The following is a 20,547-nucleotide window of genomic DNA, read 5'->3' as shown; positions in this document are numbered from 1 at the left end:
CTATTCTCCGCTGTATTTATCAGCTAAGCCATCAACAAGGTGTTGATGAAGGCCATTAAAACCACCATTGCTCATAATTAAAATATGTTGATTAGGCTCAATATTTTCAAGCACTGTATCAATAATTGTTTGTGTGCTGTTAAAGCACTGCATGCCTGCTTTATCTGCTTGCTCTTTTAGCGACCAATTTAGATTCTCTGGTTCAAAAAGGAGTACGTTGTCAGCATCACGCAGTGAATCTAATAATGTATATTGGTGCACGCCCATTTTCATGGTGTTTGAGCGCGGCTCTAAAATAGCGATAATTTTTTCATCGCCTACTTTTGCGCGCAATCCTGCAAGCGTAGTTTTAATTGCTGTTGGGTGATGCGCAAAGTCGTCATACACTTTAATATTATTTATATCCGCCTTTAGCTCCATACGCCTTTTAGGGCTAATAAACTCTCCTAAAGCATCAATACTATGATCAATGGCTATACCCACATGGCGCGCTGCTGCGATAGTCATAATCGCATTTTTAACGTTATGCTCGCCTATTGCTTGCCAACAGACAGTGCCCTGCTTTTCGCCATTAAGTAATACATTAAACTCACTTCCATCGGCTTTTATTAATTCATAGCTCCAATCATCGCCTAGCGTTTCGCTTTCGCTCCAAAGCCCTTGTGCTATTACGTCATTAAGCGCTACGTCTTGCTTTGGCCAAATTACCTTGCCGCTTTGAGGTAATGTACGCATTAAGTGATGAAATTGTTTTTTTATTGCGTTTAAATCTTCAAAAATATCAGCGTGATCGAATTCAAGATTATTTAAGATAAGTGTACGCGGGAGGTAATGCACAAACTTACTGCGCTTATCAAAAAAAGCAGTATCGTATTCATCGGCTTCAATAACAAAAAATGGCGTTTCACCCACTTTTGCCGATACACCAAAATTTTGCACTATGCCGCCAATTAAAAACCCTGGTTTTAAACCTGCGTACTCTAACACCCACGCAAGCATACTTGCTGTGGTTGTTTTACCATGCGTACCAGCAACCGCAAGCACCCAAGAATCTTGCAGTAAGTTATGCTTAAGCCACTCAGGGCCTGAAGTATAAGGCAGGCCTTTATCAAGCACATATTCAACACATGGGTTACCCCGGCTCATTGCATTACCAATAACGACCATATCTGGCTTTGGCTCTAACTGAGATACCGCGTAGCCTTGAGTCAGTTCAATGCCAAGCTCTTCAAGTTGCGTACTCATTGGTGGGTAAACGTTTTGATCGGAACCCGTTACTTTATGACCTAATGATTTAGCAATGGCTGCAATGCCACCCATAAACGTGCCACAAATGCCCAAAATATGTATATGCATATACTTTCCTTAAATCGTATGGTCACTTTACAGCTATGCAAAGTTTAATGGCGCTATAATGCCAAAATTCGTGCTTAGTTACCATTGCGAGTAAGCATTTCACTCGTGCCAAAATGACCACTTGATAATAAAAAAGCCTTCTTAATTAGAAGGCTTTTTTATTAGTCATTATTTGCTACATCATTAAAAATACTATCAAACCTATACCGAGCAATAAACGATATATCACAAATGGCAACATGCCCATTCGCTCTATTACTTTTAAAAACATAAATATACATGCATAAGCCGATAAGAACGATAGCACTACACCTAGTAATAATGTATTCCAATCAACCACATGGTCACCCAAAGCAAGCTCTGCAGTATAATAAAGCCCCATCATAGAAATAATTGGAATTGCCAGTAAGAACGAAAAACGCGCTGCGCTTTGCTTATTCATTCCAAGCATTAAACCAGCAGTCATCGTGATACCTGAGCGAGAAGTTCCCGGGATCATTGCAACAGCTTGTGCAAAACCAATAATAAGTGCTGTTTTCCAATTAAGCTGATAAATAGTTTTAATTTGCTTACCTTTTGCATCCGCGTACCAAAGCAATAAACCAAACACAATTGTGGTAGTAGCAATTACCCAAGCGCTTCGTAGGTACAACTCTATAAAGTCTTTTAAAAGTAAGCCTAAAATAGCGGCAGGCACAGTGCCTAAAATTATCCACCAACCTAGCTTACTATCATCACTAGTACCCTGTGCTCCAAAGGATTTAAACCACGCACTGAGTATGTCGACGACCTCTTTGCGAAAATAAATAACAACAGCAATTAAAGTACCAACATGGACTGCCACGTCAAACGCAAGCCCTTGATCTTCCCAGCCTAAAATTTGCGATGGGAGAATTAAGTGCGCAGAACTAGAAATTGGTAAAAACTCAGTAAATCCCTGTATGAGGGCTAAAATAATTATTTCGATGATACTCATGGGTTAGAAAACTCCACCTTCCATAGCTTTTGTTGAGGGTTATTATATTCATTCCATAACTGCGCAATCGTTTGTTTAGCTACAGGATGATAGAAATCTGGGGCAACCTCGCTAAGAGGTTGTAATACAAATGCGTTTTTAGTTATTTCATCTCGTGGTAATTGTGCTGGAGAAGCGCAAATTACATCATCATAAAATAGTAAATCTAAATCGAGCGTTCGTGGACTAAACTTTTTATCGTTCGCTGTGCGTCCATTATCACGCTCTATTTGTTTTAATAAAGCGCATACATCAACAAGCGACATATCAGTTGTAGCGCCAACGACTGAATTATAAAAATTATTGCCAGCAAACCCTACTGCTTCACTTTCAAAAACAGACGAGTGTACAATATGTTCAAAGTGCTGCTTAAGTGCAATTAATGCACATTGTATATAATGCGCTTTATTTATATTTGACCCTAGGCTGATATAAATTTGAGCCATTTAGTCAGTTGCCTTAACACGTGTAATTTCAACACCTACAGTTTGCGCTTGTGCTACTGCTGCTGGTTTACTTACTCTTATAGTAACTTGTGGAGTATTAAACTCGCTTAAAATAATATGCGCTAATTGTTCAACTAAAGTTTCTAGCAACTCTACAGGTTTTAAAGTGCAGTGCTCAATAACTCGCTCACTTACTTTTGAGTAATCCAGTGCTAAATTAATATCGTCATTTTCAGCTGCAGGCTTAATATCGCTTAGCATTTCAATATCAAAATAAAGGCTCTGTTTACTTTCTTTTTCAAAGTCGTACACTCCAATAATAGTGTCGACGTGCAATTGAGATATAAAAACCTTATCCATTGATACTCCAAATAACAACAAACTACTAAGCAACTATACTAAGCATCAATAAAATTAATACTGTATATGGTTTAGCCAGTGTTTAAATATGTAAAAATAACTTCTACAATAGCAAAATAACTAAACTAGCTATTAAATAGCCTGTTAATAATTTTTACGATAAATTTTGCTGTCAATAATAGCCTAAAAGCACTATCAATTGGTATAGCAATTAAAAAATAAGGAAGCGCGTGTTAGCCACTATAATGTTTGTTTTAGCTTATTTACTTGGGTCGATTTCGTCGGCTATTTTAGTGTCGCGGTTGTTCAAACTTCCAGACCCTCGTAATAGTGGTTCTAACAACCCAGGAGCTACAAATGTTTATAGATTAGGCGGAGCATTTCCGGCTTGCTTGGTTCTAGTGTTTGATATTTTAAAAGGCACTATTCCGGTATGGGGGGCTTATTTTTTAGAAGTTGAACCTTTAGAGCTTGGTTTAGTCGCAGTAGCTGCTTGTTTAGGCCATATGTACCCACTGTTTTTTAGCTTCAAAGGCGGTAAAGCCGTAGCAACGGCATTTGGCTCATTATTACCTATTGGCTTATCATTGGCAGGTTTACTTGTGTGTACTTGGTTAGTTATAGTGGCAATAACACGCTATTCATCACTGGCGGCGCTTGTAGCTGTATCTTTAGCGCCCTTGTATACATGGCTAATAAAGCCACTTTATACTCTTCCCGTTACTTTTATCACGCTGTTAATTATATTTCGTCACCGTACTAATATTATTCGATTATTTAGTGGGGAAGAACCAAAAGTGGGTGCTAAAAAAGCACCCACCGATGAAAACAAAAATATCTAAAATATGAGTCATTAAATCGACTCAAGGCTATCTATAGGCCAACGAGGTTTTGTTTTCATATCAAGCGTGGCAAATTGCCCTGCTTTTAAGCGTTGCATTCCGGCATAAGCAATCATTGCACCATTGTCGGTACAAAATTCAGTACGCGGATAAAACACTTCGCCTTTCATACCTTTCATTACGCGTTCAAGCTGAAGTCGAAGCTGTGTATTTGCACTCACACCACCGGCGATGACCAAACGCTTAATACCTGTTTGTTTAAGCGCACGCTTACACTTAATAACGAGCGTATCAATAACCGCCGTTTGAAATGCATGCGCTATATCAGCTTTGGTTTGATCGTCGTCGTCATTTTCACGAATCGTGATTGATGCCGCTGTTTTTAAACCACTAAAACTAAAATCAAGTCCTGGCTTGTCGGTCATAGGGCGAGGAAATACAAAACGCTTTGCTACGCCTTGTTCGGCCATTTTAGCTAAGCGTGGACCACCGGGGTAATCAAGACCAAGTAACTTAGCCGTTTTATCAAAGGCCTCGCCTGCGGCATCATCAACTGACTCACCTAGTACTTCGTATTGTCCAATACCTGCTACTTTAACCATCATGGTATGACCGCCCGATACAAGCAATGCAATAAACGGAAACTCAGGGGTATTTTCCTCAAGCATCGGAGCAAGTAAATGCCCTTCCATGTGATGTACTGCTACCGCAGGTATATCCCAGCCGTATGCTAATGAACGACCAATAGACGTACCTACCAATAATGCACCAACTAGACCTGGGCCTGCAGTATAAGCAATACCGTCTAAATCTTCAGGGCCACAACCTGCTTGTGCAAATGCTGCATCTATAAGTGGTAATGTTTTACGAACATGATCGCGCGATGCAAGTTCCGGCACTACACCGCCGTAATCAGCGTGTACTTTTACTTGGCTGTATAATTGATGAGCTAACAAGCCTTTTTCGTCATCATATATTGCAATACCCGTTTCATCACATGACGATTCAATGCCTAAAATTCGCACTGTACTTCTCCTGCCTTTTAAATTCTACTTTGCTTCTTTTATAACGTAAGACCAATATTTGTTTGGCCATCTTCAAGGGCAAACTTTTTAAGTGCCTTTACGCTATCAGAGGTAATACGCCCCATATTTTCTACAAAATCAATTAGCTCACCTAATACTTCAATTTCGTACTGCATTAATGGGTGCTCTCTCACTGCTGTGTTATCAGCAATCTCACCTTCAACCGTCATTTGATATTCAATAAAGCGAGCCACTGTTGCTTGAGATATTTTGCTCACACTAATGAACTCTTGCTCATCTTGCGCCACTAAACCGTGCATTAAGCTAAGTAAAGACGTTGCAGCATCAATAGCAGGATAAGTACCAAACATATCAAAATCAGCAAGTTCAGGAACATTTGGCTCTATTTTTTCAACTTGTTTTTCGAGATCTATTTTACTTTTAGGCAGTAATATTTTTTCCCAACAAACATTAAGCGAATTACGTAATAAGGTTTCATCACCAAAACCCGTTGCTTCGCTAAATAAACCGTAATTTGGCAGCATTCGCTCTATTAAAGCACTTGCTAAGACGGCCTTTTGTAAATAGTTAAGCTCTCTAATACGCTGAAAATTATTTGCTTTAGTCATTCTTTAACGTCTCACACGACCAACAAAAATCAAATGTTGATCCATTATGCTCATTACAATTAGGGCATACCCAATCTGGAGCGGATTGTTTTACTTGTTGATAGTTTACCAATATTTGCCGCGCATGGCGCTCTTTTATCGCATAAACCTGCACACTAACTTGCGCCTGATCATATGGAATTTCTCCAAGCGCCCCTTGGAGCATCTCGCCTTTAATTTTACACTCTATTCCAGCAGTTTGTATTAAGCCTTTTACGATATTCGCTTCCAAGGTATTTTCAGCTTTATAAATTGTAACCCATTGAAAAGAGCTATCTGTTGAATTGTTATTATTAATATTTTGCAATATTCACCTCATTTATTTTGTGTTAACAATATCCTGCGCTAAATTATTAGCATGCTGTACTTTTAAGGAATAAACATGACACTAACAACCCCTGGCTTACTTTTTCCGGCCATATCGCTGCTATTACTCGCCTATACAAACCGATTTTTAGTTTTAGCGCAATTAATTAGGGAGCTAAATGCGCGTGAAGGTGAATCTATTCGGCCTGTTGTAGTGGCTCAAATCACTAACTTACGTAAACGTATTAAGCTAATTAGAACGATGCAAGTGTACGGGGTAGCCTCTTTTCTACTGTGTACACTATCAATGTTTGCATTATTTATTGAGTTTAATGCCACAGGAATTATTTTATTTGGCATTAGCTTAGCTTGCTTAAGTTTATCGTTATTAACGTCTTTATTTGAAATACATATTTCCTGTGATGCAATCGAGATAGAACTACAAAGCATTGAAAATAAACCACTAAGTAGCCGAATAAATAGAAATTTTGTAAAATAGTTTATTATAAATAAAACACTCTATTATTTGTCACAATCATGTTGTATGAACGCCCCTTTTTGTGGCGTACTTTTTTATTAATTAGAACAATTTAATCCAAATATACTAACTAACTTACTGACTACAAATAAGTTTACTTAGCTAGCCCATTGCAAAAACATAGATAAAATACAATAAACAACTAGTTATGAATTTAAAAAGTAATACTATTTGGTCGCTTTTCTCTTTAATTAATACTAAAAGGGGGGTATCCTGCTGGAAACACGTATGAACTTGCAACCGTATTTCAATATAGAATTTTACTAAACTTTAGAATAAAAATTAATATATTTGATGTCCGTGGTATCTGCGACTTACTTATAAAAAGGGACTATAAAGTGAGATTTGAACAATTAGAGCAATTTGTAGCACTTGGTATATTACGTCATTTTAGACAAGCTGCTGAACAAACCCAAATTAGTACTTCAGCGCTAACGCGCAGCATTCAAACACTTGAAGATGAAATGGGATATGAGTTAGTAAAACGCTCAACACGCTCTGTTAAATTAACGCCAGAAGGCGAGCTTTTTCTAGAATATGCTAAAACAACCCTATCGGAACTTGAGCTAACGAAAAAGCGGATTTTTCAATCAGTAAACGGTAATGCCAATGAAAAGCTCGTTATTGGGTATACCAATAAGGCAAGCAGCATAGTCCCTATTTCTTGTGGACAGTTTTTAGCTCAATACCCTCATATAAAAATTGAGATGCAGCTACAAGATCAGCAAGAGTTAACACGCAAACTCCAACAAGGTGAAATAGACATTAGCGTATACTCTCAAGCTATTAATAGTATTGGCAGTGACATTCACTTACCTGATCAGCTTGTGTTATTTGTTTCAAAAAACCACCCTCTTGCCCATAAAAACGATATAAGTAAACAAAACCTTGATAACTATCCGATGTTTGGCTGTTTCTCTGAGTCTAAACAAGTACAAACTATGCTTAATGAAGCAATTGATTCTTTAAATAAATCATCAAGTATTAAAGTGGGCAGTATTGAGCAAGTAATGGCAGGTGTAGTTAAATCAGATCATTTTGCTATTGCAAGCATTGAACATGCTAATGCAATCGCAGAGAATTCTGAATTAGTACAACTTAAAACAAATAAAGATTTAAACCACGAACAACTCGTTGTACAAACAAGCCAACAGACGTCGATTACTGAACATGTAGAGCATTTACTATCGCTTATAAAAAAAGCGGGTGCTGCATTTAGCTAATCTGATGTTTCAAAAAGTGCGGCACAATAAACAGTAGCTTTTAACAGCTTTTCGGCTACACTGTCGCACCTTTTTTAAACAGCTGATGTGAATGAACACACTTTTTGGTCCTGATGTCTATTTAGATGATATAGAACGCCAAGGATATACCGTAATTCATAACGCGCTTATTGCCGATTTAGTTAACGATTTAGTTGCAGACTGCCACCGTATAAACCCTCACTTTAGCCTTGCTGGTATTGGTCGATTAAATGACTTACAAATAGATAAAACCGTACGTACTGATAAAACCTATTGGTTTGACGGCAGCTCTCAAGCACAGCTTACCTATCAAGCAATAATGCAAAGTATAAAGACCACGTTAAATCGCAGTTTTTTTATGGGGTTATTTGATTACGAATGCCATTATGCAAAATATACACAGGGTGATTTTTACAAAAAGCACTTAGATGCATTTAAAGGTCGCTCTAATCGAGTATTTACAACGGTACTTTATTTAAATACGCCTAAGCAAGGTGGCGAACTTGTTATTTATAAACCTAAAAGTAAAGAGATAGAAATAACAATTAAACCAACTGCTGGCACATTAGTAATGTTTGAAAGCGAACGCTTTGCCCACGAAGTACTTCCCGCCGTTGACGATCGCTATTCTATTGCAGGCTGGTTTAGAAAAAACGCCTCTATTAGCGGCATTATTGATCCGCCCCGATAACTCCTAATAGAGCATTTTAACAGCCTTTATTGAGGCTTTTAAAATGCTATTGGGTATGAAAGTAATAACCCTATAAAGATAGCCAAACCCACGTAATGATTATTTAAAAACGCTTTAAAACAGGCATCTCTTTCACGTTTATGAATAAGCGTTTGTTGGTATGCCAATAGGCCCGCAGCAATACTTAAACCAACGCCAAATGCGACACTTAAATGATTGCTTATACCAATAAAAGCAACCAACGCTATAAATACAGCATTAAGTAAAAAGATAATATGGCGCTCGTATTTACCAAATAAAATAGCGGTTGATTTTACCCCTATTTTTAAATCGTCGTCCCTATCAACCATCGCATACATGGTATCGTAAGCCACTGTCCAGCAAATATTGGCTATAAATAATAACCATGCCTGCTGTGGTAGTGCATTAATTGAAGCCATATAAGCCATAGGAATAGCCCAACCAAATGCAGCCCCTAAAATAACTTGAGGTAACTGTGTATAGCGCTTCATAAAGGGGTAACAAAAGGCTAAAGCCAAAGCACCAAAAGAAAGCAAAATAGTATTGACGCTAAGCATTAATACTAAAATGAACGCAATAACTATGAGTAGTAAAAATAGGCTAAGTGCTTCACCACTACTCACCTGTCCTGAAGCTAGCGGCCGTTGAGCTGTGCGTTTTACCGAGCCGTCTATTTTTCTATCTGCAAAATCATTAATTACACACCCTGCGCTACGCATAACAACAACGCCCAGCGTAAATATAATAAAGTTGAGTAAGCTCGGCACCCCACTATTAGCAAGCCATAAAGCCCAGTATGTTGGCCAAAGTAATAACAAGGTACCAATGGGCTTATCTATACGCATTAACTGTATATAATAAGGAATATGTTTTGGCTTTAAAGCGGCTAATTTCATGAGTATAAATATGCTCCAGGTAAAAACACTTCACACACTAAAAACTTATATTCTTTGAGTGAGAATACACTTCGACGCCCTAGTAAGTTTTTCTCGGGTAAGTTCAATTTTGTAACTAATTGCTGAATAGGGTGCGTGTCATCAAAATAAGCAATTTCTATATCCGTTCTTTTTAATGCTGGGTCTTGAAAAATCACATCACCTAAAGGACGCTCGCCCATATTGTGCAAAGGATTAATAGAATCATTTTTAGGAAGCCAGCTTTGTGCGTACACCACAGGTTTGTTATCGCACAGTAAGAGAACTTCTCTATTAATAGCTGTTTTAGCTGTGCTGTTTAGTAGTAAGTTTTGCTCTGGGCTTAAAGTAAATAACTGCTCACTTAATACCTTTACATTAAAAGTTTTTGAGTTACTTTTTAATTTAGCCGTTAATGAATTCTGTTCAAAAAGCCACTCTTGCTCTAGAGGAGATAAGTCACTTATATAAGAAGTGGACTGCCAATTAGCAGATATAGACAGAGGATAAGTAATCACAATAGCTCAACAAAATAAAAAACAACGAGATGATACCATTGCCAAAGCTTTTGAAAAAGTGATGTTTTATAACCATAAATAATTGCTTGGCGCTGTTTATTACCTACTATTAAGTATAAACTATTTGTAACAAGTTTTAAGAAACGCTTTAAATATGAAAAAAATAGTATACGCAGGTCTTTTTACGTTCTTTGTAAGCGTTATAAGCTTTACAGCTCGTGCTGAATCCACAGTTGGTTATTTTGGTTTTGAGCCAGATATAATCACCAACTACATTGGCGCATCAAGTAAAAAAATGGGCTATGTGCGTGTAACTATTGATTTAATGCTTACTGATACTTCTGATATTGCAGTGGTTGAACACCACACGCCATTACTTCGTGATGCCCTAGTAGAGATTTTATCTAAAGAACCAGAAGGAAAAATAAAATCACTTACTGGCCGTGAAGAAATACGTGCAAAGTGCGCCGAAAAACTAAAAAGCCTGCTAAAAGAAGAAACAGGACAAGAGATCATCCGTGAAGTCTTGTTCACTAAATATTTATATCATTAGTATTTAACGTTTTGCGTTAAATATTTTGGCGGTATAGGCAAAAGCCATACCGCTAAGTAACCCACCTAAGTGCGCCCAATTAGCCATACCTACAAACAATACATCAGCAAACCCAAGCACTAACCAAATCAACATAAAGCCAACAATAGCCGTACTTACAAGCGCAGGCTTGTTAGGATTTAAAAAGCTATGAATCCAGCAAAAACCAAGTAGCCCATACACCACACCACTCAAGCCGCCAAAATTGGGGCCAACCATTAAGTATTGTGCCCAATTACTTATAAGTGCAGTTACTAAAAACAAACCTATTAGGGTGAGTTTTCCGCATTGTTTTTCGATATTGTCACCAAGCGACATCCACCAAATTAAATTAAACACTATATGCATCGCGCTAAAATGTACGAGGGCGGGCGTTAACCAACTTAAAGGCTGCGTAGGTTTAAACTGCATCATGGTGTAAATAGTCTCAAAACCACCTAGTAAAAAAGCAAAATAAATTATAACGCTTACAATACTTACGGTTTGATTTAACCAGCTAAGCGCTTTAAATCGCGTCATTAGATTAAGTGATTGCCCTTGGTATTTAAGCGGCGATTGTGTGCTACCTACATCCCATGAAGCTTGTTGATAGCGTTCATGGTTAGGGTTTTGTGTAAATTCGGCCCATAAAGGTTGTATTTGATGAAAATGCTCAGGCGCAACACTAATAATGACATTGCTACCATCTGAGGAGCTTAATTGTCCTTGTAAACCTTGGCTTTTTAAATAATCTATAAAGCCCTGTGCGGCGCGCGGGTTATTTAAACTGCCAAGCTCTATCATCGCTCTACTTTCTCGCTGTAAGCAGCTTCCCAAGCTGTAAAGCCGCCATCCATACTGTAAACGTCTTCAAAACCTTGCTCAACTAAGTAGCTAGCTGCGCCTTGTGAGCTCATACCGTGGTAGCAGACAATAATAATTGGCTGATCGAATTCTTTTTCCATCATAAATTGTGCGATATTACCGTTAGAAAGTGCTTCTGAGCCTGGAATGCGACCGGCTTGATACGAATTAGGATCGCGAATATCTGCAATTACCACGTCTTCTTTATCTAAAAGCTCTAACGTTTGCGCTATAGAAATATGTTTAAATGCCATTGAAATCTCTTTAATTAATAGTATAAAAAAGGCGGCTAAAGCCGCCCTTCTTGTAATTTAGTTAGGAACTAGTCCCAGTTTAAAATCACTTTACCTGACTGACCTGAAATCATCATATCAAAGCCAGCTTGGAAGTCATCCACAGAATATTGATGTGTAATGATTGGGTTTAAATCTAGGCCAGATTGAATCAAACTTGCCATTTTGTACCACGTTTCGAACATTTCGCGACCGTAAATACCTTTAATCACTAAACCTTTAAAAATAACTTGGTTCCAGTCAACTGCCATATCAGATGGTGGAATACCTAGCATGGCAATTTTACCGCCGTGGTTCATATTATTAAGCATTGAATTAAACGCGCTTGGCACACCTGACATTTCAAGGCCAATATCAAAACCCTCTGTCATACCTAGCTCTTTCATTACATCTTCAAGCTTTTCATTGGCAACGTTTACAGCGCGTGAAGCTCCCATTTTACGTGCTAAATCTAGGCGGTATTCGTTTACGTCGGTAATTACAACGTGGCGAGCACCAACATGTTTTGCAACAGCTGCTGCCATAATACCAATTGGGCCTGCACCAGTGATAAGTACATCTTCGCCAACTAAGTCAAACGATAGTGCGGTATGAACTGCGTTACCAAATGGGTCGAAAATAGAAGCGAGTTCGTCAGAAATATTATCTGGAATTTTAAATGCGTTAAATGCAGGAATAACTAAATATTCGGCAAATGCACCTTCACGGTTTACACCTACACCCGTTGTATTACGGCATAAATGTACACGCCCTGCACGACAATTTCGACAATGCCCACACGTAATATGCCCTTCACCAGATACGCGGTCGCCAACCTGAAAGCCACGAACTTCTTGGCCCATATCAACGACTTCACCAACATATTCATGGCCAACAACCATAGGCGTTGGAATGGTTTTACTTGCCCATTCGTCCCACTTGTAAATATGTACGTCGGTACCACAAATAGCTGTTTTGCGAATTTTAATCAGTAAGTCGTTATGACCTACTTCTGGCTTTGGTGCATCTGTCATCCAAATGCCCGGTTCTGCTTTTAATTTTGATAATGCTTTCATAATCCACACTCAATTAAAAAACCGAAGCGAGGCTTCGGTTTAAAATAAAATTAAATAACGCCCATTTCTTTACCAATACGGGTAAATGCATCGATAGCTGTATCGAGTTGCTCAATACTATGTGCCGCTGAAATTTGTGTACGAATACGCGCTTGCCCTTTTGGTACTACAGGGAATGAAAAACCGGTTACGTAAATGCCTTCAGCAAGTAATTTATCAGCCATTAACGAGGCTACTTTGGCATCTCCTAGCATTACGGGGATAATTGCATGATCTTTACCTGCACACGTAAAACCAGCAGCTTCCATTTGCTCACGGAAATATTTAGCATTTGACCAAAGTTTAGCGCGAAGCTCGCCGCCATTTTCAAGCATTTCAAGTACTTTAATTGATGCAGTAACAATTGAAGGCGCTAATGAGTTTGAGAACAAGTACGGGCGTGAACGCTGACGTAACCATTCAACAATTTCTTTTTTACCTGATGTATAACCACCTGAAGCACCGCCCAGCGCCTTACCTAATGTACCGGTGATAATATCTACACGGTCTAATACATTACAGTACTCAGGTGTACCCTTACCGTTTTCGCCAACAAAGCCAACTGCGTGAGAGTCATCTACCATTACAAGCGCATCATATTTATCGGCTAAGTCGCACACAGCTTCTAAATTACAAATAACGCCGTCCATAGAAAACACGCCATCGGTAGCAATTAGTTTAGTTTTAGCACCGGCTTCGTCTGCTGCAATAAGTTGCTTCTCAAGATCAGCCATGTCGTTATTTGCATAACGAAAACGTTTAGCTTTACATAAACGTACACCGTCAATAATTGATGCATGATTTAATGAATCAGAAATAATAGCGTCTTCTGCGCCTAAAATAGTTTCGAACAAACCTGTATTTGCGTCAAAACATGAAGAATATAAAATAGTATCTTCTGTTTCTAAAAACGCACTGATTTTTTGCTCTAGTGTTTTATGGATATCTTGCGTGCCACAAATAAAACGTACTGAAGCCACACCAAAACCATGATTATTTAAACCATTCTGCGCCGCTTCAATTAACTCTGGGCTATTAGCTAAACCTAAGTAGTTATTAGCACAAAAGTTGATTACTTTACCTGATGCAACTTCGATTTGAGCTTGCTGCTGGGACTTAATAATACGTTCGTTTTTATACAAACCTTCGGTTTTTACGTCTTCAATTTGCTGTTGTAACTGGCTAAAAAAAGCAGATGCTCTCATCTAGGTTCTCCATATATTTGAACGGGTAAACAACCGCACTTTCGCGGCTGTTTATTATGCGGGGTATTGTAAAAGTTTAATGGGTAAAATGCACGGTTTGCAGTTCGTCGCAAACGCCCTCAGTTGGAAGGAATTCCTGCCAGTTTACAGGCTGTTTATTTATGTTTTTAAAAGTGCAGGTAAACTACTTATAGAATCGATAATTAAATCAGCTTCTTGCTTAGCGCTTTGGTCAAAGCTTTGCCCTGAACGCACTAAAACGCGTGTAGTGATGCCCGCTTTTTTCGCAGCCTGCATATCACTGAGTTTATCGCCCACCATAATACTGCAAGCAGGGTCGATATTATGCTCTTGTATGCCTTGTAATAACATTCCTGGCGCAGGCTTTCTGCAACTGCACTCTTTCAAATATTCAGGGCGCGCTTTTTTAGGGTGATGCGGGCAAAAATACACATCGGTAACTTCAATGCTGTGGGCACTAAACTGGTCTTTCATCCAGTCGGTCAGTGCTAAAAAATCAGCTTCGGTGTAATAACCTCGACCAATTCCAGATTGATTAGTGACGATTATGATTTTATAGCCTGCATCATAAAATGTTTTACAAGTGCTAAAAACACCGTCAATAAATTCAAATTTATCGCTTTGATACACATAACCATGATCAACATTTACCACGCCATCTCGGTCTAAAAAAAGCGCTTTATTTTTTTGTTGTGCATTCATTACAAAGACTCTTTTTGTACAACATGGTCAAACATCGCTTTTACATCATCAACTGTAATTTGGCTCATTAGATCATCGCCTTTTACGCGTGTCCCCCACGCTACTTGCTCAGCCGTTTTACCTGTTTGCTTAAACAAGTTTTGATGATAAACCTCTACCACGTAGTCTTGGTATAAGTAAGGACCTGTGCGTGCTGGGTTTGAATGAGCATATAAACCAATAACCGGCGTACCAACTGTTACTGCCATATGCGCAGGACCCGTGTCGGGCGCAAGCACTAAGCTGCCACGCTTTAACACGCACAACAACTCTTTGAGTTTTGTTTTACCTACTAAATTTAAAATAGGCGTGTTGCTGTGCTCAATAATGCTATTTGCTAGGTTAATTTCAAGCTCTGTTGGACCACCCGTCAATACCACCTTAAAGCCTTGCTCGCTTGCATAATCAGCCAATGTGGCATAACGATCAGCGAGCCAATTACGCTGCGCTTTACTAGCTGCGGGCGATATTACTAATAGTTTATTATTTAGGTATTCTGGTGTTAGTAACTCATCTGCAACCGCTTGGTCTTGCTCGGTATATGGCATGTTCCAACTCGGTTTATAATCAGAAACACCAATGGCTTTTGCAAAACCTTTAAAGCCTTCAAGCACATGCGCCTGAGCTTGTGGCTCTATTCGTTTATTAATAAATAAGCTATGTAATTCTTTTGAACGAGCCCAATCGAACCCTATTTTTACTTTTGCAGGAATACAGCGCGCTACAAGCCCAGCCCTTAATGCAACTTGCATATTAAGAAGCACATCAAATTTTTGGTTGTTGAAGCGTTGCTTTAAGCTTTTAAGCGCTGCTTTGCCTTGCTTTTTATCAAATACCACCAGCTCAACACCCGGTAAGTCAGCAAGTAACATGGCTTCTATTTTGCCAATTACCCAGGTGATTTTTGCATTCGGGTGTGCCTTTTGAATAGCTTGTACAGCACTCACACCATGACATACGTCACCAATGGCAGAGAGTCTTAATATACAAATAGATGAATAATTAGGAGCTTGAGTCACACATTCCCTTAGGTATTAAATACAAAAGCCGATCTTAAATTATAATCACGCTATTGCAAGCACTTATCCTGCGCTTTAAAACGCGCTAATATAGACTCATTATTTAGCAATTACACAGAGCTATGTTTAAACAACACGTGCAAGGCAATCACACGCTATTAAGCCACCCTAAATACACAAGCCAAATTACCCTCGATTGGTTTGATGCAAACTATTGGCAACAACAAAATAAAATTGTGGGCGCTAAAAAAGGTCGAGCAACTGCGTGGTTTTTTAAGCAAGACGAATTAACAGCCGTACTTAGGCATTATTGGCGCGGTGGCTTAGTGGGTAAATTGCTAAGCGATCAATATTTATACCCAGGACTTGAACAAACCCGCGTATTTAAAGAGTTTAGCTTAATGAGTAAGCTTATAGAGCTTGGTTTAAACGTACCAACCCCTGTTGCAGCTAAAGTAACCCACAGCGGATTAATTTACCGTGGTGATATTATTACCGAGGCTGTTAAAGGCGCTAAAAGTGTACTCGATATATTAATTGAACGCCCATTGACTGAAGATGAGTTGGAGCGCATTGCTAAAACAATCGCGCTATTTCATTCAAAAGGTGTGTATCACGCCGATTTAAACATTAATAACATATTGTTTAATGATACTGGTGATGTGTATATTATCGACTTTGATAGAGGTGAAATAAGAGCGCCGAACCCACAGTGGCAACAAAGTAATATGGCACGCCTTGAGCGCTCATTTTTAAAAGAGCAAGGTCGAAATGAAGTATTTAATTGGCAAGTGAATGACTGGCAAACTCTGCACAGCAACTACCTCAAAGCGCTCGCCAATATCAGTTAACCTAATATCAGTTAACCTAATATCAGTTAACTTAGTTAGCCAAAGCTAAATACTGCAGAGCAACCTGCTCTGCCTGTACTTGTTTTAGAATATCTGCGTTTTCTACATTTGGCTTATCTGCTAGCACCTGCATAACGGCATTGGCTAATGCCTCACTTTGTTGAACGGGTACTAAATATTTACTCAGCTCGCCTGTTAATATCTCGCTTGGTCCAAATGTACAATTAGTGCTAACTACCGGAGTACCCACCGCTAAAGCCTCAATTAATACCGTTGGCAGCCCTTCAAAATCAGAGCTCAAAACTAAAGCTTTGGCATGCTTAATCCAGTTGTATGGGTTTTGTTGAAATCCAGGCACTACTAACTGTTTATCTATGCCATATTGCTGTGCAAGCTTTAACGCTTTTGCAGGTTTATTACATAAAAGGACTAACTTGTATTTTTTATCAAGCTTTGCAAATGCTGCAAATAATATATCGTGGCGTTTTTGTTTGGCGAGCCTTCCTACATGAATTAAGTAAGGCTCATTTGGGATGTCGTTATTTTTCTCATTTGCTTGTTGGTTTATTTTTTCAAAATCGAACGGGTTATAAATAGTCGCGATTGCACTTGGGTTAATTAAATCCCCTTGTGTTATTTCTTTTTCAACACCCTTTGATACGCAAATAAGTGATTTACCATTTAAGTTTTGCTTACTTTTTTTAAGGTATAAATATGAAAATGGACCTAACTTTTTTTGACGGGCAAGTTCTGAATTGACGGAGTTATGAATAACAAAGTGAACATTTTTGATATTACTACGTGCAAGTAAATTATTACTTCTATCAAGGTTAGAAAGCACTAGGTCAATATTGCCAATCTCGCTTTGTTTTTTTTCAAACCACGCTTCTAATCGCAAAATACTATTTTTTCGCTGCCAGAATCTATCTACTTTAGATGCTCTATCAGGAAAAAGGCTGTCAACTTTAACTATATCAGGAATGTCATACTCAGCGTTGCTCGCAAGAGATAATATAGTGACATTGTGCTGTAGTTTCGCCATTTTTTCAGCCAAAGTAAGCATTACTTTTTCAGCACCACCACCTACTAGTGAATCAATTACAATCACTATATTCATAAGCGATCTCCTACAAGCATATTTTTTATACCAGTAGTGATCACGTCGAAGCTATGTGTACTATCGAGTTGCTTATACTTACCAATAAATTCACTATAAAAAGGCTCGGTAATAACTTGAGCTATTTTCGTTGTAATTTCATCAATATCAAGATTTGCTTTTATTACAACACCTGCATTAACGCAATGATCCAAACGTGTATTTTGATCTTTTGAGATAGCACATGCCACAACAGGGGTTTGAACTGCAATTGCTTGCAATAAAGTATCTCCACCACTAAGTAATGCGACTTTAGCTTGGCTCATTAATGCCAAAAATTCGGTTCCTTGCAGGCTTGATAAACAAGTAACCTCATCACTTTTAGGAATTGCTTTATTATAATTTGCACCAAACACAACAACTGCTTTTAACCCAGTATGCTTAGTAATTTTAAGCGCGGCTTTAAAGTAAACCTCAGCACAATTAAGATTATTTAATATATGCCCGCCAGAACCCGCATTAACAATAAAATAGCCATCAGATACTAAGTTATAGCGATTTAAAACATCACGTTTTTGCTCACAAGAAGCAAATGCAACAAAAGGGCCTACATTACGAGGGGGTGCCAAGGGAAACATGTCTAACTTCGCACTTTCAGCCCATGTAAGTGGCTCAATACAATAATCAGGCTGTACAACCCAATGTGTATCAATTAAATTAATCCTGTTTAGCTTCAATCCCTTAGCGCGTTTTTTTGCATGCTGAGAAATAAATATAACTTTAGCGCCTACTTTTTTAGCCGCTTTCATATGCCCTGCACGTCCTGCACAATCAAAAACAACGACGTCAGGTTTAAATTGCTCTATAAAGTCGCAAACAGAATCAAGCTCTTTAGTCGCTGAGTGTTCAAGCAATGTGGCTTCAAAAGGACACTTTTTTGCGTAGCTTGTATGCTTGTTTAGTATGAAGTGAATATCGAGAGAATCAGTAAGTTCTGCCTTTAAACTTTGAGCCAACAACAACGAGCGCATATATTCACCAATGCCTTCTGGTGATGATACGGGAATAAATAAAAGTCGTTTGTTGCTCATTACATTCTCAATTTCCTATTTGAACTCCAGTATACCAATCAGATACTTATTACGATAGCTAGGTTACATTTTAATATATTAAATTAGCTCTATAAATTTGATTATTTACTGCAATAACAAGCTTAGGTTGATAAACTTAGCCGCAATCTAAATCACAAGGATCTGAACTTTGCGAAACAGAATTTTTCTACTTTCTACTCTTTTTTGCGCTATGAGCGCGTCAGTTAATGCTGAACCATGGGTAAAACCCGATGATTACGGTCTTAGAGCTGATATTCAACAATTAGCTGATGCCGGTGTTATTTTAGCTCCTGTAACTACCTATCCGCTTATGTGGAAAAGTTTTATAAGTGATGTGCAAAGCATTCCGCTTGAGCAATTATCTCCAAGCTTGCAAGATGCTTTACTTCGCGTTAAGCATCGATATAAATCAGAAAATAGCAGCTCGCATAGTCTTCAATTATCTGCTTTTGCAGCCACAGATCCGATCATAGCAACAAGCTTTGGTGCAACAAATACACAAGAAACAGAGCTTTCAGCAGCTTACGCTTATTTAGGCGATAACTTTGCAGCTAAAGTAGCTATAAATTACAGAAGCGACGGTAAAAAATGTTTAGTTGATGGAAAAACGACTGACGATATAGTTACCGATGAGCAAGCTTTAACCGATTGTAACGATACCTCACTTGACGATAGTTACTTAGCTTACCGTTTAGGTAACTGGATTTTTAGAGCCGGTGCTGTTGAGCAATTTTGGGGACCTGGTGTTGATAACAGCTTAATTATGTCTGGTAATGCGAAACCTTTACCTGCACTAAGTGTAACTAGAGAAAAAAGTACTGCTTTTGAAACACCATGGTTAAGCTGGATTGGTCAATGGGGCTTTACCGCACAAATGGCTAAACTTGAATCTACACGTGTAATTCCTGATGCTTTACTTTGGAGTACTCGTGTTAATTTTCGCCCTATTCAGCAGCTAGAAATTGCACTTAGTTGGTCTGCACAGTGGGCTGGTGACGGACAACCGGGTTCTGCAGGTGATTTTATTGATGTTATAACTGGCCAAACAACTTGCACTAATGGAAATGACAACTGTGACAGTCAATTTGAGTCAAAAATAGGTAATCAGTTAGCGGGGATTGATATTCGCTGGTCAGGTACTTTATTTAACCAGCCCTATGCTATTTACGGCAGCACAATAGGCGAAGACGCAAGTTCTCAATTTAAGCCCTCCGACAGAGCATACCTTTTTGGTATTCAAACAAACCAACGCCTATATGATCTAAACATTTTAATCAACGCAGAGTATATTGACACAGGTGTCACATGCACTGAGCTTTTAACTCGTCAAAACTGTTACTACGAGCACATAGACTACAAATCAGGATATCGCTACCACGGTCGCAATATTGGCTCAACCTTTGATAACGATACGCAATCGTTAGTGTTCACGATTTTAGGTCAGCTTTCTAACGGCGATGATTGGCAAGTGAAACTACGGAGTGTTGATTATAACAGTGATAATACTGACCGCTATGGAAACAATCCAGACTTAGGTAACACTATTACTAAAACAGGCTTTAATAGTAAGCAATTAGAGCTTCGTTATAGAATGCTTTCTATGGGCGGCCGCGTCACTTTAGGTGCTTTTGCATCTAACAATGACGGTGCTGAAAACGATACATCAGCATTTGCTAAGTATGAATTAAATTTTTAGTAAGTTACTTTATTAAAAATAAAAAGGGATGAAAACACTG

Annotated in this window: 24 protein-coding genes; 7 read left to right on the top strand and 17 right to left on the bottom strand. The window is 38.6% G+C overall.

The annotated features are described in order from the left end of the window. The 4 genes from mpl to folB all read right to left on the bottom strand — a co-directional run bounded on the left by mpl (position 1) and on the right by folB (position 3,177). On the bottom strand, positions 1 to 1,356 hold the full coding sequence (gene mpl, locus H5126_RS00195; protein ID WP_182720488.1) for a UDP-N-acetylmuramate:L-alanyl-gamma-D-glutamyl-meso-diaminopimelate ligase: 1,356 nt from the start codon (positions 1,354 to 1,356) through the stop codon (positions 1 to 3). Between the two features lie 175 nt (positions 1,357 to 1,531). Beyond that, complete coding sequence (locus tag H5126_RS00190; RefSeq protein WP_182716854.1) at positions 1,532 to 2,332, bottom strand: undecaprenyl-diphosphate phosphatase; 801 nt, start codon at positions 2,330 to 2,332, stop codon at positions 1,532 to 1,534. After that, on the bottom strand, positions 2,329 to 2,817 hold the full coding sequence (gene folK / locus H5126_RS00185) for a 2-amino-4-hydroxy-6-hydroxymethyldihydropteridine diphosphokinase (RefSeq protein ID WP_024604057.1): 489 nt from the start codon (positions 2,815 to 2,817) through the stop codon (positions 2,329 to 2,331). Before folK ends, H5126_RS00190 begins: the two co-directional genes overlap by 4 nt. Beyond that, positions 2,818 to 3,177 carry a dihydroneopterin aldolase gene (gene folB / locus H5126_RS00180; protein ID WP_024604056.1) on the bottom strand — a complete coding sequence of 120 codons (360 nt, stop codon included), beginning with the start codon at positions 3,175 to 3,177 and terminating at the stop codon, positions 2,818 to 2,820. It lies immediately after the preceding gene. A 230-nt stretch (positions 3,178 to 3,407) separates the two neighbouring features. Between folB and plsY the strand changes: the two genes are divergently transcribed. Next, positions 3,408 to 4,019 (top strand): glycerol-3-phosphate 1-O-acyltransferase PlsY, encoded by a 612-nt coding sequence (plsY, locus tag H5126_RS00175; RefSeq protein WP_002961038.1) that lies wholly within the window; start codon positions 3,408 to 3,410, stop codon positions 4,017 to 4,019. Positions 4,020 to 4,030: 11 nt separating this feature from the next. Here the strand turns inward: plsY and tsaD are convergent, their stop codons facing one another. The 3 genes from tsaD to H5126_RS00160 are packed head-to-tail and all read right to left on the bottom strand — an operon-like array spanning position 4,031 to position 6,019. Beyond that, positions 4,031 to 5,044 (bottom strand): tRNA (adenosine(37)-N6)-threonylcarbamoyltransferase complex transferase subunit TsaD, encoded by a 1,014-nt coding sequence (gene tsaD, locus H5126_RS00170; RefSeq protein WP_024595490.1) that lies wholly within the window; start codon positions 5,042 to 5,044, stop codon positions 4,031 to 4,033. Positions 5,045 to 5,082: 38 nt separating this feature from the next. Continuing rightward, on the bottom strand, positions 5,083 to 5,673 hold the full coding sequence (locus tag H5126_RS00165; RefSeq protein WP_002961040.1) for a YjaG family protein: 591 nt from the start codon (positions 5,671 to 5,673) through the stop codon (positions 5,083 to 5,085). Beyond that, positions 5,666 to 6,019, bottom strand: coding sequence for a DUF2007 domain-containing protein (locus H5126_RS00160; protein WP_002961041.1), 354 nt, complete (start codon positions 6,017 to 6,019; stop codon positions 5,666 to 5,668). Before H5126_RS00160 ends, H5126_RS00165 begins: the two co-directional genes overlap by 8 nt. A gap of 75 nt (positions 6,020 to 6,094) precedes the next feature. Here H5126_RS00160 and H5126_RS00155 point away from each other — a divergent pair, with 75 nt between their 5' ends. From H5126_RS00155 to H5126_RS00145, 3 genes are all read left to right on the top strand, one after another. Next, positions 6,095 to 6,517 (top strand): DUF2721 domain-containing protein, encoded by a 423-nt coding sequence (locus tag H5126_RS00155; RefSeq protein WP_002961042.1) that lies wholly within the window; start codon positions 6,095 to 6,097, stop codon positions 6,515 to 6,517. Positions 6,518 to 6,894: 377 nt separating this feature from the next. Beyond that, a complete protein-coding gene (locus H5126_RS00150; protein ID WP_182720489.1) occupies positions 6,895 to 7,779 on the top strand; it encodes a LysR family transcriptional regulator in 885 nt (294 codons plus the stop codon). A gap of 91 nt (positions 7,780 to 7,870) precedes the next feature. After that, positions 7,871 to 8,491 carry a 2OG-Fe(II) oxygenase gene (locus H5126_RS00145; protein WP_002961046.1) on the top strand — a complete coding sequence of 207 codons (621 nt, stop codon included), beginning with the start codon at positions 7,871 to 7,873 and terminating at the stop codon, positions 8,489 to 8,491. 38 nt (positions 8,492 to 8,529) lie between these two features. Here H5126_RS00145 and ubiA read toward each other — a convergent pair whose 3' ends face one another. Next, complete coding sequence (ubiA, locus tag H5126_RS00140) at positions 8,530 to 9,408, bottom strand: 4-hydroxybenzoate octaprenyltransferase (RefSeq protein ID WP_182720490.1); 879 nt, start codon at positions 9,406 to 9,408, stop codon at positions 8,530 to 8,532. Next, entirely contained in the window at positions 9,405 to 9,944 is a 540-nt protein-coding gene (locus tag H5126_RS00135) for a chorismate lyase (protein ID WP_002961048.1), read from the bottom strand. Before H5126_RS00135 ends, ubiA begins: the two co-directional genes overlap by 4 nt. A gap of 154 nt (positions 9,945 to 10,098) precedes the next feature. On the opposite strand from H5126_RS00135, the gene H5126_RS00130 reads away from it, so the two are divergent. After that, positions 10,099 to 10,497 (top strand): flagellar basal body-associated protein FliL, encoded by a 399-nt coding sequence (locus tag H5126_RS00130; RefSeq protein WP_182720491.1) that lies wholly within the window; start codon positions 10,099 to 10,101, stop codon positions 10,495 to 10,497. A 3-nt stretch (positions 10,498 to 10,500) separates the two neighbouring features. On the opposite strand, the gene glpG is transcribed toward H5126_RS00130, so the two are convergent. From glpG to H5126_RS00100, 6 genes are all read right to left on the bottom strand, one after another. Then, entirely contained in the window at positions 10,501 to 11,319 is an 819-nt protein-coding gene (glpG, locus tag H5126_RS00125; RefSeq protein ID WP_024595695.1) for a rhomboid family intramembrane serine protease GlpG, read from the bottom strand. Then, positions 11,316 to 11,633 carry a thiosulfate sulfurtransferase GlpE gene (gene glpE / locus H5126_RS00120; protein ID WP_010554397.1) on the bottom strand — a complete coding sequence of 106 codons (318 nt, stop codon included), beginning with the start codon at positions 11,631 to 11,633 and terminating at the stop codon, positions 11,316 to 11,318. Before glpE ends, glpG begins: the two co-directional genes overlap by 4 nt. 68 nt (positions 11,634 to 11,701) lie before the next feature. Continuing rightward, complete coding sequence (gene tdh, locus H5126_RS00115; protein WP_024595694.1) at positions 11,702 to 12,727, bottom strand: L-threonine 3-dehydrogenase; 1,026 nt, start codon at positions 12,725 to 12,727, stop codon at positions 11,702 to 11,704. Between the two features lie 50 nt (positions 12,728 to 12,777). Then, entirely contained in the window at positions 12,778 to 13,971 is a 1,194-nt protein-coding gene (locus tag H5126_RS00110) for a glycine C-acetyltransferase (RefSeq protein WP_002961055.1), read from the bottom strand. A 159-nt stretch (positions 13,972 to 14,130) separates the two neighbouring features. Next, a complete protein-coding gene (gene gmhB, locus H5126_RS00105; protein ID WP_182720492.1) occupies positions 14,131 to 14,694 on the bottom strand; it encodes a D-glycero-beta-D-manno-heptose 1,7-bisphosphate 7-phosphatase in 564 nt (187 codons plus the stop codon). Then, positions 14,694 to 15,752: a glycosyltransferase family 9 protein gene (locus H5126_RS00100; RefSeq protein ID WP_182720493.1), complete on the bottom strand. Its 1,059-nt coding sequence runs from the start codon at positions 15,750 to 15,752 to the stop codon at positions 14,694 to 14,696. The genes gmhB and H5126_RS00100 overlap by 1 nt, the downstream gene beginning before the upstream one ends. Before the next feature lie 122 nt (positions 15,753 to 15,874). Between H5126_RS00100 and H5126_RS00095 the strand changes: the two genes are divergently transcribed. After that, positions 15,875 to 16,603, top strand: a complete 729-nt coding sequence (locus H5126_RS00095; protein WP_182720494.1) for a 3-deoxy-D-manno-octulosonic acid kinase — start codon at positions 15,875 to 15,877, stop codon at positions 16,601 to 16,603. A 31-nt stretch (positions 16,604 to 16,634) separates the two neighbouring features. On the opposite strand, the gene H5126_RS00090 is transcribed toward H5126_RS00095, so the two are convergent. Then, positions 16,635 to 17,720, bottom strand: coding sequence for a glycosyltransferase (locus tag H5126_RS00090; protein WP_182720495.1), 1,086 nt, complete (start codon positions 17,718 to 17,720; stop codon positions 16,635 to 16,637). Then, positions 17,717 to 18,790, bottom strand: a complete 1,074-nt coding sequence (locus H5126_RS00085) for a glycosyltransferase (RefSeq protein WP_182720496.1) — start codon at positions 18,788 to 18,790, stop codon at positions 17,717 to 17,719. Before H5126_RS00085 ends, H5126_RS00090 begins: the two co-directional genes overlap by 4 nt. Before the next feature lie 211 nt (positions 18,791 to 19,001). Here H5126_RS00085 and H5126_RS00080 point away from each other — a divergent pair, with 211 nt between their 5' ends. Further along, complete coding sequence (locus H5126_RS00080) at positions 19,002 to 20,507, top strand: capsule assembly Wzi family protein (RefSeq protein ID WP_182720497.1); 1,506 nt, start codon at positions 19,002 to 19,004, stop codon at positions 20,505 to 20,507. Positions 20,508 to 20,547 lie beyond the last annotated feature (40 nt).

The organism is Pseudoalteromonas sp. SG45-3, from assembly GCF_014164075.1.
Taxonomy (GTDB): domain Bacteria; phylum Pseudomonadota; class Gammaproteobacteria; order Enterobacterales; family Alteromonadaceae; genus Pseudoalteromonas; species Pseudoalteromonas distincta.
Note: the sequence above shows the minus strand (reverse complement) of the source record. Positions and strands in the feature narration are given on the sequence as shown.